This is a genomic window from Duganella sp. P38, from assembly GCF_050859475.1.
GTDB lineage: Bacteria > Pseudomonadota > Gammaproteobacteria > Burkholderiales > Burkholderiaceae_D > Rugamonas.
This window is the reverse complement of sequence record NZ_CP193936.1, coordinates 2,665,941-2,680,125: the sequence shown is the minus strand read 5'-3', so window position 1 is coordinate 2,680,125 and position 14,185 is coordinate 2,665,941. Positions and strand designations below refer to the sequence as shown.

Here is a 14,185-nt window from a genome sequence, read left to right as displayed (position 1 = left end):
AAATAAATTTCGATTACCATGGTGAGAATAGGAATCATTATCATTCTAGAGACACATGGACATCCCTCAAGAGCTGCGCAAACTCGGCCTGAAAGCCACCCTGCCCCGATTACGCATCCTGCAACTGTTCCAGGAATCGAAAAGCAAACACCTGAGCGCAGACGACGTCTATCGCCTGCTGCACGACGAGAACATCGACATGGGCCTGGCCACCGTCTACCGCGTGCTGATGCAGTTCGCCGATGCCGGCATCCTGATCCGCCGCCATTTCGAGTCGGTGGCGTCGGTGTTTGAGCTGAACGAAGGCAGCCACCACGATCACCTGATCTGCACCAACTGCGGCAAGATGGAAGAGTTCCTCGACACCGAAATCGAGCAGCGCCAGGAGGCCGTGGCGGCCGAACGCGGCTTCGTGCTGCATGAGCATTCGCTGTCGCTGTACGGCTTCTGCGGCGACTGCGCCGCCGGCATCAAATCCACCGGCGCCAAAAAGCTGCGCCGCACTTAAGCGTTCAAGCTTCCCTGCCCGCCGGCTTCAGGCCGCGCCGCCCAGCACCATCAGCGCGCGCCCGGCCGCGCGCCGCGCCACCGGCTCCGGTCGCGTCGACCGCGCGGCGGCCATCACCGCTGCGGCATCGGCCAGCTGGAACACGCTGACGCTGCGCGCCAGTTGCGCCGCCTGATCCTGCAACGCCATCACGGCGCCCAGCGACTCCTCCACCAGCGTGGCGTTTTGCTGCGTCACGCCGTCCATCGACGCCAGCGTGCCATTCACCAGTTGCAGGCCGATACTCTGCTCACGCGTCACATGGCTGATTTCCCCCATCAGCGCCGCGCCGCGCTGCACGCCGCTGACCACATCGTCGATGGTGGCGCCGGCATCCCTGACCGCCTGCCCGCCGCCGTCCACCTCCATCAGCGACTGTGCGATCAAGGCCTTGATCTCGCGCGCCGACTCGGTGCTGCGCTGCGCCAGCGCGCGCACCTCGCTCGCCACCACCGCGAAGCCGCGTCCATGTTCACCGGCGCGCGCCGCCTCGACCGCCGCGTTCAGCGCCAGCAAATTGGTCTGGAACGCGATGCCGTCCATCAGGCCGACGATATCGCCGATGCGGCGCGACGAGGCGCTGATGCGCTCCATGGTCGCCGTCACCGCCGATACCGCCACTTCAGCCTCGCGCGCCACCGCCGCCGTCTGGTCCATCAGCTTGTAGGCCTGCTGCGCCTTGTCGGCATTGTTGGCCACCGTGGTGGCCAGCTCCTCCACCGTGGCGGCGGTTTCCTCCAGCGTGGCCGCCTGGCCCTCGGTGCGCTGCGCCAGGTCGCCGGTGCCGGCGGAAATCTGCGCCGAAGCGCTGGCGATGGTATCGGTGCCGCCGCGCACCTGCGTCACCATGCGCCGCAGGTTGGCGCTCATCTGGTTCATGGCGCGCAGCAGATCGCCGGTTTCATCGCCGCTGCCGCCGTCCGCGTCCGCGCGCAGGTCGCCATCGGCCACGCGGCGCGCCACCGCCACGGCGCGCGCCAGCGGCAGGGAAATCATGCGCGCCACCCGCGCCGCCAGCAGCAGTCCCAGTACCAGGGCGCCAGCCATGAAACCGAAAATCATGTGCCGCGCATGCAGATAGGTGCTGTCCGCCGACTGCGCCGCCTGCGCGCTGCCGCTCTCGCTGATGGCCACCAGCCGCTCCACCAGCGCCATCGCTTGCGGGGCGGCCGTGCGCACATCGGCGCCGTCCGCCGCCATCGGCTGCAAGCGCGCCAGGATTTGCTGCTCCTCGCCGCCAGGCTGCATTGCCGCGTAGGCGTCCAGCGACTGCCGCACTTCCAGCGCGCCGCCATGCGCCAGCGCATACCTGATCTCCAGCGCGCGGCGCATGGCCGGCGCCCAGTGGCGGTCGATCTCGTTGGTGACCCGGTTCAGCTCATAGAGCTGGAACACCGAGAACGCGCCCAGCGCCAGCATCATCGCCAGCATGGCGGCCACCAGCGCATTGAGCTTGCGCGCGATCTTCAAATCGACAAACCATTTCATCATCATCTCCTAAATTCTATGCGGCCTGCAGTTGCAGGCTCCCTTCGAGGAAGTTCAACGCGGACGCCGCCGGCAAAGGACGGCTGTAGTAGTAACCCTGGATTTCGTCGCAGCGCCAGCTGCTCAACATGGCGCGCTGGGTCTCGGACTCGACGCCCTCGGCGATCACCGTCAGCCCCAGGCTGTGTCCGAGGCCGATGGTGGCCTGCACAATGGCGCCCTGCTCGCTCACCGCATGCATATTGCGGACGAACGACTGGTCGATCTTCAGCTTGTGGATCGGGAAGCGCGACAGGTAGGCCAGGCTGGAATAGCCGGTGCCGAAATCGTCGATGGCCAGCTTGACGCCCAGCGCGCGCAGGCGCTGCAACAGCGCGATGGCCGCTTCCGCATCCTCCACCATCACGCTTTCGGTGATTTCCAGCTCCAGGCAGGAAGGATCGACATGGGTGGTGGCCAGCAAATCCTCCAGGTGCGCGAGGAAGCCCGGCGCGGCGAACTGGCGCGGCGAAATATTCACCGCCACCATCACCCGCTGCCCGGTTTCGGCCTGCCACACGCTGATCTGGCGGCAGGCTTCTTCCAGCACCCAGCCGCCGATCGGCACGATCAGGCCAGACTCCTCGGCCAGCGGAATGAATTCGGCCGGCGAAATCAGCTGGCCGAGGCGGCGCCAGCGCACCAGCGCCTCGAAGCCGATCAGCGCGCCGTCGTGCAGCGATTGCTGCGGCTGATAATGCAGTTCCAGTTCCTCGCGCTCGATGGCGTGGCGCAGCAGCGCCTCCATGTCCAGGCGCTCGCCGGCCGCCGCGTTGAGCTGCTGCGAGTAGATTTCCAGCCGGTCGCCGCCGGCCTTGCGCGCCGCCTGCAGCGCCGCGTCGGCGTTGCGCAGCAGGACGTGCGGGTCGGCGCCGTGCTGCGGATAGTTGACCGCGCCCAGGCTCAGGGTGGTGTAGATCTCGTGGCCCTCGCAATCGTAGGGATTGCGCACCTCGTCGCGCAGGCCGGCCAGCGCCTGGCCGAAGGCCGGATCGCTGCACTGCATGCGGAACAGGATGGCGAAGTTGGCGCCGTCCAGGCGGAATACTTCGCCGCCGCTGCGCTCGGCCGCGGCGCGGATGCGCGCCGCCAGGCCGATCATCACGCGGTCGCCAAAGGCGTGGCCGAAACCGCCGATGATGCGCGAAAAACGGTCGATGGTGCCCAGCACCACCACATGCGGCGCGGCAGGCAGCGTCGCCAGCCGCGCCTCGAAGCTGCGGCGGTGCGCCAGCCCGGTGAGCGGATCGTGGCGCGCCTGGTGGCTCAGCTCATCCTCCACCCGCACGCGGGCCCGCACGTGATACAACATGAACAGGCAGGTGACCAGGGCCAGCACGTCGAAAATGTGTACCAGTCCGGTGATCCAGTCGATGGCGCGGTGCGCCATGCCGCCGTTGTCGTAGATCGCGTCCTCGACGCCCTGCTGCAGGCGGTCGATGTGCGCGCGCAGCAGCTTGACCTGCTCGTTCATCTCGATCAGCACCGCGCGCGCGGCGGCCGGATCGCTGTCGACATGGCGTTCGAATTGCGGCGTCAGCGCGACGATGCGCTGGTAGCCGTCGCGCAGTGCACCCAGCTCCGGGCCATCGCCCAGGCTGGGACGCAGTTGCGCCAGGGAGGCATCGAGTTCGCCGCGTCCCATGTTCTCCAGGAAGGAGAAGCGGGCAGGCGTAATCGATTCCGTAAACCGTTTGTCCAGCGCCAGCTGGTAGCGCAGCAAGGCGCTCTCGAAATCGCCCAGATAGCGCATCTGCGGGATGGCGGTGTTCAGCAGCGGCGTTTCGTTGTAGCGGATATTGCGCGCGGTGCGCTCCATGAAGACCGACAGCGTGACGCTGGCGGCGATCACCAGCAGCAGCAACATGTAAATGATACGACGCGAACTGCTGGTGGCCTGTGGCATGGACTACTCCTTGTCGTTGGTCGGGAAGCTGCCGCTGGCCTGGCTCAGGCAGCGCAGCAATTCGTTCGCTTCAAAGGGTTTGCTGAGGAAGCAGGAGGCGCCGCTGCTCAGGGCGCGCTTGCGCAGCGCCGGCTCCGGGAACGCCGTCATCAGGATCAGCGGCAGCTGGTTGCCGTCGCGGCGCAGCTGCTCCAGCAGTTCGACGCCGCTCATGCCCGGCATTTGCAGGTCGGTGATGATGCAGTGGTAGTCGCCCAGCGAGCCGGAAGCCAGCAGGGCCAGGGCCGAGTCGTAGGCGTTGGCGGCGTAGCCGTAGGAGCGCAGCAGGCTACGCAAGCCCACCCGCACGGCTTCGTCGTCGTCGACGATGGCGAGATTGCAAAATTGTGGATCCGGATATGACACTTCTAACTCCCTTGTACGAACGGCGCCTCGCGGCCGTTCTGCGCATGGGAGAAAGATACAGTCCGGCGCTACTTGGGAAAATTATACAAGGGTATAGGTGGCGTCAGGACTGCGTCAGGCCGAGCGTTTCGGCCATGCGCACCAGGTCGGCGAAGGTCCTGGCCTGCATCTTGCGCATGGCGTTGCCGCGATGGATCTTGACCGTGATTTCGCTGGTGCCCACCTCGCCGGCGATCTGCTTGTTCATCAGGCCACGCGCCGCCAGCGCCATGATTTCGCGCTCGCGCGGCGTCAGCGTGGCGTAGCGCTCCTTGACGCCGTTGGTGGCCTGGTCGCGCTGGCGCCGCTCGCCGTCGGCCGCCAGCGCCGTGTGGATGGCGTCCAGCAGGTCCTGGTCGCGGAACGGCTTTGCCAGAAAATCAACCGCGCCGGCCTTCATCGCCCGCACCGACATCGGAATATCGCCATGGCCGGTCATGAAGATGATCGGCAGCGCGACGCCGTCGCGATTCAGCTCGGCCTGGAAATCGAGCCCGCTCACCCCTTGCAGGCGCACGTCCAGCAGCAGGCAGCTGGTGCACTCGTGGCGCGGCTCGGCCAGGAAGGCAGCCACCGACGGAAAGCCGGCCACCCGCATGCCGACCGAGCGCAGCAGGCTTGAAATGGCGTCGCGCAGCGGCGCCTCGTCGTCGACGATGTAGACCAGGGCGTCGGAATAATCAATCTGGTTCATGAGCGGGCAAGGTAAAGAGGATGGTGGCGCCGGCGGCCGGGCTGTCGGGGGCAGGCTGCCCGGCCCAGATGCGGCCGCAGTGGCTCTCGATGATCGAACGGCAGATCGGCAGGCCCATGCCCATGCCGTCTTCCTTGGTGCTGTAAAAGGCTTCGAACAGCCGTGGCACGGCGTCGGCCGCGATGCCGGGGCCGGAATCGCTGACGCTGACCTGCGCCGCGCCGTCCTCGTTGCGCTGCACCTGCACCGTCAGCACCGCCTGGCCGGCAGGACAGGCATGCATCGCCTGCACGGCGTTCATCAGCAGGTTGATGAACACCTGTTGCAGCTGCACGCGGTCGCCGGTCACCATCGGCAGGTCCGGCGCCACGCCCAGCATCAGCGCCACGTGATGGTTATTCAGTTCGCGCCGCACCATGTCGACGCTTTCCTCCAGCACCGCCTTCAGGTCCAGTTCCACGTATTGCGGGTCGCTGCGGCGCGCCAGCGCGCGTATGCGCTTGATTACGCCGGTGGCGCGGGCGCTCGCTTCGAGCATGCGGGTGACGGTGTCGCGCGCCTCGTCCAGCTCCGGCTGCGGGCGATTCAGCCAGCGCAGGCACGCCTCGCCGTTGGTCGAAATAGCCGCCAGCGGCTGGTTGACCTCGTGGGCGATCGACGCCGCCAGCTCGCCCAGCATCGTGACGCGGGTGGCGTGCGCCAGTTGCACCTGCGAGCGGTGCAGGGCCTGCTCGGCCAGCACCGCCGCCGTGACGTCGGTGAGCGCGCCGAGGTATTCGCATTCGCCGTCGCGCGTGTGGCTGGGGCGGGACAGCACGTGCACGTATTTGATTTCGCCGTCGGGCATGCGCAGGCGGTGGCGCAGGTCGATCTCGCCCTCGCAGCGCAAGGTGCGGTCGACCGCATCCTGCACCAGGTGCCGGTCTTCCGGCGCGGTGTGCGCCAGCAGCCGCTCGATGGTCGGCGTCACGTCCAGCGCGTAGCCGTAGATGCGCGCCGCCTCATCTGACCAGTACATTTCCCCGCCCGGCGCCTTCATGCTGAAGCTGCCGGTTTTGCTGATGCGCTGCGTGCCGGCCAAAAGGCTTCGCTGCGGCGCAGCGCATTTTCCCGCGCCAGCAATTCGTTGGTGGCGCGCTGGCCGCGCAGCACCAGCGCGCAGGTGACGCCAATGGCCAGCAGGCCAACCAGCAGCCGCCCGGAGGCCGCTTCGGAAAACGCGTCGCTGTGCGTCTGGGCGTAGGACAGGAAGGTCAGCAGCAGGCAGGCGCCGGTCACCAGCAGCACCCCGCGCCGCGCCCATATGCCGCCAGACAGCAGCACCACGATCACATACATTACGGCGATCGCCATGTCCAGCGGCGACAGGGTGTCGATCGCGTAGATCAGGAACATCAATGCAATCAGCAGTGCGGACATCCAGGGAGTGCGTCTTACGCGGAACATGCCTATCCTTTTTGGTTATATTGGCAACCCCTAGCGATTATAGTGGGAATAAGGTTGCCTGCACCTTATACTCCAGTATGAGTCGGGCCGGTATCCCTAAACCGAGGTATGTCCGCCGCGCCGCGTACTTCTCCACCGTCAGCCGCGCCCTCCTGCTGCTGGACAGCCGGCCGCAATCGCGCTGCTTCGTGCGCCGCAAACCGGCGCTGTGGGTGACGGCTGTGGGCGACGCTGCCTTAGGAGACGTGATAGCGGTCGCACGGCCGGATCTGCTCCGGCAGCGCCTCGCCGCATTGTTCGCGCAACGAGCGTTCGATATTGCGCGTCATGGCGTTGAGCGCAAGGCAGTTAGGATCGGTGCCGAATGGCTCGGCGATCTCCTGCGCGATCGCCTCCAGCGCGAACAAGGTATAGGCGACAAACACGCAGACCAGCGGCGTCGCCATGCCAAGGTCGCCCACCAGGCCGAATGGCAGCATAAAACAGTACAGGTACACGGTACGATGCAGCAGCACGCCGTAGGCGAACGGGATCGGCGTGCTCGAAATCCGTTCGCAGCCGCCGACGGCCGCCGCCAGCTCGCTGACCTGGGCATCCAGTATCCACAGCAAAGGCTCGCCGTCGCCGCGCTTGCGGCCGGCGCGCGCCAGCATCAGGCGAATCCGGTCCAGCAGCGCCACCGGAATAAACTGCATGCCGCTCAGCTCCTTCTGTTCTGCTGGCGGCAGATAGCGCGCCAGGTCGGCGGAGGGATCGGTCTGGCGCAACTGGTGCTTCAGCGCGTAGACAAAGGCGATCAGCCGCTGGACGAACAGCTTGCGCTCAAAGCCGTCGCCATCTTCCGGCAGGTAGTTGATGACCTGCGAGGTCAGCGCCCGCGCGGCAATCAGGATGCGACCCCATATCTGCCGCGCCTCGACATAGCGGGCATACGAAGCATTGTTGCGGAACGCCAGAAAGATCGCCAGGCTGACGCCGACCAACGGGAACGGCACCGCATCGAGCGCCATCCTGGCGCCCAGAATGCGGCCATGCGTGACCACCGCCAGCACGCTGATCGCCAGGATAAGCAGCAATTGCGGCACAATGGTTTTCAGTACCGATCCGTCCCAGACGAACAGCATCCGCAACCAGTTTTCCGGCGGGCGAATGATCATGGCGCCACCATGCCGAGCATGGCGTCGGGCCGCGCGGAAGAAGCAGTACAGCTGGTATCGGCGGCGGCGAACACCGACAGTTCCGGCAGCGGCACGGCGCGCCCGAACAGATAGCCCTGGAATGCGTTGCAGCCAAAGGCCTCCAGCGCCGACCACTGCTCGCGCGTCTCCACGCCCTCCGCCACCACGGAAAGATCCATGCTGTAAGCCAGCGTGATGATGGAGCGCACAATGCTGGACGCATGGCGCGTGTGCAGCATGTCATGCACGAAGGAGCGGTCGATTTTCAGCTGGTCGATCGGCAGCAGCTTCAGGTAGCTGAGCGAAGAATAGCCGGTGCCGAAATCGTCCAGCGCAAAGCCGACGCCGTGGGCTTTCAAGGTTGTCATCTTTGCGATAACGTCATCCATGTCGGTCAGCAGCATGCTCTCGGTGAGTTCCAGCTTGAGCTGGCGCGGGTCGGCGCCCGTCCGGTCCAGCACCGCCAGCACCTGTTCGACAAAAGCGGTGTGGCGGAACTGGCGCGCGCTGACGTTGACCGCCATGGTCAGGTGCGCGCTGTCCGGCGAGGCGCTCCAGCACACCAACTGCCGGCAGGCCGCCGCCAGCACCCATTCGCCCAGATCGACGATCAGGCCGGACTTTTCGGCCTGCGGGATAAATTCGCCCGGCCCGATCAAGCCGCGCAGCGGATGCTGCCAGCGCAGCAGCGCCTCGACGCCGGTGACGCGGCCGGCGCCATCGACCACCGGCTGGTAGTACAGGCGCAGTTCCTCGCGCTGCAAGGCAAAGCGCAGGTCCGCTTCCAGCGTGGCCGAGGCGTCCAGCGCCACCTGCATGTGCGGATCGAAGAAGCGGAACGTGGCGCGGCCGGCGGCCTTGGCTTCGTACATCGCCATGTCCGCCTGGCGCAGCAAGTCGTTGATGGTGTGATGCTCGGCGCCGAACAGCACCACGCCGATGCTCGGCGTACTGCGCAGCGCATGCGCGTCCAGCGTGTAGCTGCGGCTCAGCGATTCCAGCACCTTGCCGGCGACGGCGGCGGCGTTGCCCATCGCCTGCTGCTGGTCGCCGCCCAGGTCCTCCAGCAGGATGACGAATTCGTCGCCGCCGAGGCGCGCCACGGTATCGGTTTCGCGCGTCACTTCGGTCAGGCGGAAAGCCACCATCTCCAGCAGGCGGTCGCCCATGTCATGCCCCATGGTGTCGTTCAGCGACTTGAAGTTGTCGAGGTCGACAAACAGCACCGCGCCATGCGCACCGCCGCGCGCGGCCTTGGCGATGGCGTGGTGCAGGCGGTCCAGCAGCAGCCGGCGGTTCGGCAGGTTGGTCAGGCCATCGTAAAAGGCCAGGTGCGCGATCTCCGCCTCCGCCAGCTTGCGCGCGCTGATGTCCATGCGCGTGCCGAGCATGCGCAGCGGCGTGCCATCGGCAGCGCGCTCCACCACCCTGCCCCTGCTCTGCACCCAGATCCAGTGGCCGGCGCGGTGGCGCAGGCGGAATTCCGCCTCGAAGGAACGCGCGCCGTCCGCCAGGTGTGCGGCCAGCGCGGCCTCGATGCCGGCGACATCATCGGGCCGGATCAGGCTACGCCAGTCGATGGCGCCGGCGTTCAGCTCTTCCTCCGTGTAGCCCAGCATGGCGGCGGCGCGGCCGTCGACGGTGCAGACATCATCGGGCATATGCCATTCCCACAAGCCCAGATTGGCGCCGTTCAGCGCCAGTTCGATTTTTTCCGCCGCGGCGGCCTGCTCCTCCGTGCGCGCGGCCGCCAGGTCTTCCAGCACCCGGCGCCGGCGCTGCACCAGCAGCAGCGCCGCACCGGAGGCGAGGCCGAAGGCCAGCCAGCCGGCGGCGCAGGTCCAGGCCATGCTGTGCCAGCCGGCGGCGATCAGCGCCTGGTTGCGGCCCAGGCTCACCACCAGCGTCTTGTCCAGTCCCAGCCCGCGCAGCTGCATGGTGCGCTGTACCACCAGCCGCTGTTCGCCGCCCGGCGCGATTCCGTCCAGCACCGTCTCCCCGCGCCGGCTGTTCTGGTGCCGGGTGAAGAACGGGTCCGGCGCCGCGCCGCTGTTGCGCATGGCGGCGGGATCGGCCGGCACGAACAGGATGCGGCGGCCGCTGTTCTCGGTGATGGCGCTGTTCATGTCCGGCGCATACAGCGCGGAGCGCATCACGGCGTCGAAGTATTCCGGATTGAGGATGGCGCTGACGGCGCCGTTGTTGACGCCATCGGCGCCGATGATTGCCATCGACAGCTTGATATTGAACACGCCCGGCGTGTTTTCGTAAGGCTGCGACAGGTAAAGCGTGTCCGGGTCGCGCATGCGTTCAACGCGGCTGGTGTAGTCGTGGTCGTCGAGGCGGCTGTCGCGCAGATCGTCGTCCGACATGACGATGGCGCCCTTGCGGTCGAGGACCAGCAGCGCGCGCACGCCGGGCATGGCGCGCTTCAGCGATTGCAGCAGCGTGCGGCGGCACTCGGCGGTGCAGCTGCCGCCGGCGCGCAGCGTCTCGCGCACGCTGTCCAGCGCACTGCGCACGCCTTCCAGCTGGTGGCTCAGGTTCTCATCGATGATCAGCGTCTGCAAGCGCATGCGCTCGATGTTGGACGTCAGCAGCAGCGAGCGCTCGTTCCACACGAAATAGGCGATCAGCAGGCCACTGAGCACCAGCACAAATCCCAGCATCAGCCACTCGGCCGCCTTGGTGCGAAAACCGGGCAGCTTCTTGTAATGTCGGACCAACATAACCCCTCCCTGATTGACGGCATGCGTCAATATAAAATCGGGAAGGGTTTAGTGAAATTGCACCTTCGTATGCAAACCCATACCAAGGTTTAAGTTGCACGGCGCAAGCCGGGTGTGCGCTGGTGCTGCAGCAGCTTCTCCAGCCGCGCCAGATCGACCGGCTTGGTCAGGTGCTGCTCAAAGCCGGCGGCGCGCGCCTGCTTGCGGTCCGCGTCCTGGCCGTAGCCGGTGACGGCCACCAGCCGCAGTTCGGCGGCGCCGGGCTGTTCGCGCAGGCGCTGCGCCAGTTCGTAGCCGTCCATGCCGGGCAGGCCGATGTCCAGCAGGCCGACCTGCGGCTGGAACATCGGCGCCACCGCCAGCGCCGCCGGCGCGCTGAACACCACCTTGACGGTATGCCCCAGCAGCGTCAATCCTTCTCCCCAGCGCGCGCGCCGCGTCCTCGTTATCGTCCACCACCAGTATCGACAGGCCGCCCGGCCGGGGCTCGACGGCCGCCGCCGGCGCGTCCGCCGGCGGCGGCTCTTCCTGCCCCTGCCACAGCGGCATGCGCACCGTGAAGGTGCTGCCGCAGCCGATGCCGGCGCTGTCGGCCTCGACGCTGCCGCCATGCAGCGCCATCATGCTGCGTGCGATCGCCAGCCCCAGTCCCAGCCCGCCCTGCGAACGGCTCAGGGCCTGGCGCGCCTGCGTGAAGCGCTCGAACACGGCGTCCATCATGTCCGGCGCGATGCCGATGCCGTTGTCGCGCACCGCGACCAGCACCTGGTCGCCGTCCCGCCGCGCGCTCAGGGCCAGGCGCCCGCCCGGCTCCGTGTACTTGGCGGCATTGGTCAGCAGGTTGGCCACCACCTGCGCGCAACGTCCCGGATCGGCCAGCACCCGCAGCCCGGATGGCGGCACGTCGACCGCCAGGGCGTGGCGCTTTTGCTCGATCAGCGGGCTGGCCGTTTCGATGGCGCGCGCAATCACGTCCGCCATCTCCACCACCTGCCGGCTCAATTGAATCTTCCCTTCCGCCACGCGCGACACGTCCAGCAGGTCATCCACCAGCGCCACCAGGTGGTGCGTCTGGCGCTCGATCACCGCGCGCTCCTTGACGGCGAAATCGCCGCCGCGCATGCGCATCAGCTGCAACGCGGTGACGATAGGCGCCAGCGGATTGCGCAGCTCATGGCCCAGCATGGCGAGGAACTCGTCCTTGGCGCGGCTGGCCGCCTCCGCCGCCTTCTTGGCGCTGGCCAGTTCCGTCACTTCGAAAGCCACCACCGCCACGCCGCGCGGCCGGCCGGCATCGTCGAGCAAGGGCTGGTAGACGAAGTCGAACCAGCATTCGCTCGGCGCCTGGTCCGGCGCGCGCCGCATGCGCAATGGCACCGAGCGGCCGACATAGGGCTGGCCCGACGCCAGCACGCCGTCCAGCAGCTCGTAAATTCCTTGCGACTCCAGCTCGGGAAAAGCCTCGCGCACCGTCAGCCCAAGCAGCGGACGCGGGCCGACCAGCCGCTGGTAGTAATCGTTGGCCTGTTCGAATACATGCTCAGGGCCGTCGAGAATGCAAATGCCGACCGGCGCCTGGCTGAACACTGCTTGCATGCGCCGCGCCGCCTGCCCCTCTACTACGCGCATCCGCTGCCGCAGGCGCAGCACCTCGACGCGCGCGGCCAGCTCGCGCGCGGAAAACGGCTTGACCAGATAATCGTCGGCGCCGGCCTGCAAGCCTTCGAGGCGCGCCTCCTCGCCGGCGCGCGCGGACAGCAGCATGAACGGAATGTCGCGCGTGGCGGGATGGGCGCGCAGCGCCGCCAGCAGGCCGAAGCCGTCCAGTTCCGGCATCATCACGTCCGACAGCACCAGGTCCGGCGGATGGCGCTCGATGGCGGCCAGCGCCTCCACGCCGTTATTGCACACCTCTACCTGCCACTGTCCCTGCAACAGCCGTTGCAGGTAGTCGCGCATGTCGGCGTTGTCGTCCACCACCAGCAGCCGGCCATGGGCGCCGTCCGCTTGCTCGCGCGCCGCCTGCTGCTGCGTCCAGCCCTCCGCTTCGGTGACATACGCCTCGGCCGCCGGCGACAGCGGCGACGGGCCGGCCGGCGCCGCGTCGATCTTGGACGCCGGCAGGTGCGCGCAGCCCAGCGGAATCGCGACCGTGAACACGGTGCCGCTTCCCAGTTCGCTGTCGACGCTGATCTGGCCGCCATGCATGTGCACCAGATCATGCACCAGCGCCAGGCCGATGCCGGAGCCTTCGTGCGTGCGCGAGCGCGCGCCCTCGACCCGGTGGAAGCGCTCGAACAGATGCGGCAACTGGTCCTGCGGGATGCCGGCGCCGGTGTCGGCCACCACCAGCCGCAGTTGATCGCCGACGATGCGCTGGCGTACCGTGATTTCGCCCTCGAAGGTGAACTTGAAGGCGTTGGACAACAGGTTCAGCACGATTTTTTCCCACATCGCCGGATCGACATACACCTGCATCGGCAGCGGTGCGCACTCCACCTGGAGGCGCATGCCGGCGCCCTCGATGGCGGAGCGGAAGCTGCTGGCCAGGTCGCCGGTCAGCGCGGCCAGGTCGACCGCCGCAAAGCGGGCATGCGCGCGGCCCGCCTGCACGCGCGAAAACTCCAGCAGCGTGTTGACCAGCTTTTGCAGCCGCAGCGCGTTGCGCTGCATCAGCAGCACGCGGTCGCGCTGCGCCGGCGGCAGCGGCGCCGCCATGTCTTCCAGCGCGTCGTTGGCTGGCCCCAGCAGCAAGGTCAACGGCGTGCGGAATTCGTGGCTCACATTGCTGAAGAACTGCGTCTTGGCCTGGTCGACTTCGGCCAGCATGTCGGCGCGCAGGCGCTCGTCCTCGGCCGCGCGCGCCTGGCGGATGGCGTTGCCGGCCTGGGTGGCGATCAGTTCCAGGAAGCTGCGGTAGTCGGCGTCCAGCCGGCGCGCGGCGCTCACGCCCAACACCAGCGCGCCTGTCGCGGCGCCGGGCCCGCCGCCGAGCAGCGGCAGCACCAGCGCCTCACGCACCGGCTGCTGCGCCAGCCCGAGTGGCAGGCCGGCCGGCGGCGCTTGCGGGTCCAGCGCGACCAGCCGCGCAACGCCGCTGGCGATCACCTCATCGACGGCGAACAGCGCGCGCGCATCGGCGATGTCGGCATGGGTGGCGTGCAGCAGCCGCGCCGCCTCGCCGCCGCCGTCGCCGGCCAGGTAGAGCTGGGCGAACGGCACATCGTCCGGATTGTCGGCGATGGTGGCCAGCGCGATGGCGCAGGCGCCGTGCACCGTCTTCTCCTGCAAGGTGCGGGTGCTCAGGTCCGACAGCGTGTGCAGGCGGCGCGCGTTCAGGTGGCGGCCGGTGACATCGAGGTTGGCGCAGAACAGCCCCGCCACGGCGCCGCTTTCATCGCGCACCGGGCTATAGGAAAAGGCGTAGAACGTCTCTTCGAGAAAATCGCCGCGCCGCATGAACAGGCGCACGTCGTCGGCCATGGTGGACTCGCCGCCGGCGAACACGCGCCCGACCAGCGGGCCGCAATAGTCCCATATCTCCGACCATACCTCGACCGTGGGCCGGCCCAGCGCCCACGGGTGCTTGGCCATGCTGAGGACATCGATATACGCGTCGTTGTATAAAAACGTCACCTGTTCGCCCCATCCCATCCACATCGGCTGCGGGGAATTGAGCATCAGGTTGATCACGGTCTTCAGGCTGTGCGGCCA

The 14,185-nt window shown here is 67.4% G+C and carries 10 protein-coding genes and 1 pseudogene; 1 reads left to right on the top strand and 10 read right to left on the bottom strand.

Translation table 11 applies throughout. From position 1 onward, the window contains the following. Nucleotides 1-55 precede the first annotated feature (55 nt). Nucleotides 56-508, top strand: coding sequence for a ferric iron uptake transcriptional regulator (gene fur, locus ACRQ5J_RS12435; RefSeq protein WP_432377239.1), 453 nt, complete (start codon nucleotides 56-58; stop codon nucleotides 506-508). Between the two features lie 27 nt (nucleotides 509-535). Here the strand turns inward: fur and ACRQ5J_RS12430 are convergent, their stop codons facing one another. From ACRQ5J_RS12430 to ACRQ5J_RS12385, 10 genes and pseudogenes are all read right to left on the bottom strand, one after another. Beyond that, nucleotides 536-2,035, bottom strand: a complete 1,500-nt coding sequence (locus tag ACRQ5J_RS12430) for a methyl-accepting chemotaxis protein (protein WP_432377238.1) — start codon at nucleotides 2,033-2,035, stop codon at nucleotides 536-538. Nucleotides 2,036-2,051: 16 nt separating this feature from the next. Continuing rightward, nucleotides 2,052-3,980: a putative bifunctional diguanylate cyclase/phosphodiesterase gene (locus ACRQ5J_RS12425; protein ID WP_432377237.1), complete on the bottom strand. Its 1,929-nt coding sequence runs from the start codon at nucleotides 3,978-3,980 to the stop codon at nucleotides 2,052-2,054. A 3-nt stretch (nucleotides 3,981-3,983) separates the two neighbouring features. Next, nucleotides 3,984-4,385, bottom strand: a complete 402-nt coding sequence (locus ACRQ5J_RS12420) for a response regulator transcription factor (RefSeq protein WP_432377236.1) — start codon at nucleotides 4,383-4,385, stop codon at nucleotides 3,984-3,986. A gap of 103 nt (nucleotides 4,386-4,488) precedes the next feature. Continuing rightward, the gene (locus ACRQ5J_RS12415) at nucleotides 4,489-5,118 is read right to left on the bottom strand and encodes a response regulator transcription factor (protein WP_432377235.1); all 630 of its coding nucleotides are present in this window, start codon (nucleotides 5,116-5,118) and stop codon (nucleotides 4,489-4,491) included. Continuing rightward, on the bottom strand, nucleotides 5,105-6,199 hold the full coding sequence (locus tag ACRQ5J_RS12410; protein ID WP_432377234.1) for a sensor histidine kinase: 1,095 nt from the start codon (nucleotides 6,197-6,199) through the stop codon (nucleotides 5,105-5,107). Before ACRQ5J_RS12410 ends, ACRQ5J_RS12415 begins: the two co-directional genes overlap by 14 nt. Further along, on the bottom strand, nucleotides 6,154-6,564 hold the full coding sequence (locus ACRQ5J_RS12405) for a hypothetical protein (RefSeq protein WP_432377233.1): 411 nt from the start codon (nucleotides 6,562-6,564) through the stop codon (nucleotides 6,154-6,156). Before ACRQ5J_RS12405 ends, ACRQ5J_RS12410 begins: the two co-directional genes overlap by 46 nt. Before the next feature lie 236 nt (nucleotides 6,565-6,800). Next, nucleotides 6,801-7,721 (bottom strand): bestrophin family protein, encoded by a 921-nt coding sequence (locus ACRQ5J_RS12400; RefSeq protein WP_432377231.1) that lies wholly within the window; start codon nucleotides 7,719-7,721, stop codon nucleotides 6,801-6,803. After that, the gene (locus ACRQ5J_RS12395; protein ID WP_432377230.1) at nucleotides 7,718-10,471 is read right to left on the bottom strand and encodes a bifunctional diguanylate cyclase/phosphodiesterase; all 2,754 of its coding nucleotides are present in this window, start codon (nucleotides 10,469-10,471) and stop codon (nucleotides 7,718-7,720) included. Before ACRQ5J_RS12395 ends, ACRQ5J_RS12400 begins: the two co-directional genes overlap by 4 nt. Before the next feature lie 89 nt (nucleotides 10,472-10,560). Then, nucleotides 10,561-11,082: a response regulator gene (locus ACRQ5J_RS12390; protein ID WP_432383640.1), complete on the bottom strand. Its 522-nt coding sequence runs from the start codon at nucleotides 11,080-11,082 to the stop codon at nucleotides 10,561-10,563. Beyond that, nucleotides 11,024-13,300: pseudogene (locus ACRQ5J_RS12385) on the bottom strand (ATP-binding protein); the annotation flags it as partial. The pseudogene ACRQ5J_RS12385 and the gene ACRQ5J_RS12390, both read right to left, overlap by 59 nt. Between the last annotated feature and the right edge of the window lie 885 nt (nucleotides 13,301-14,185).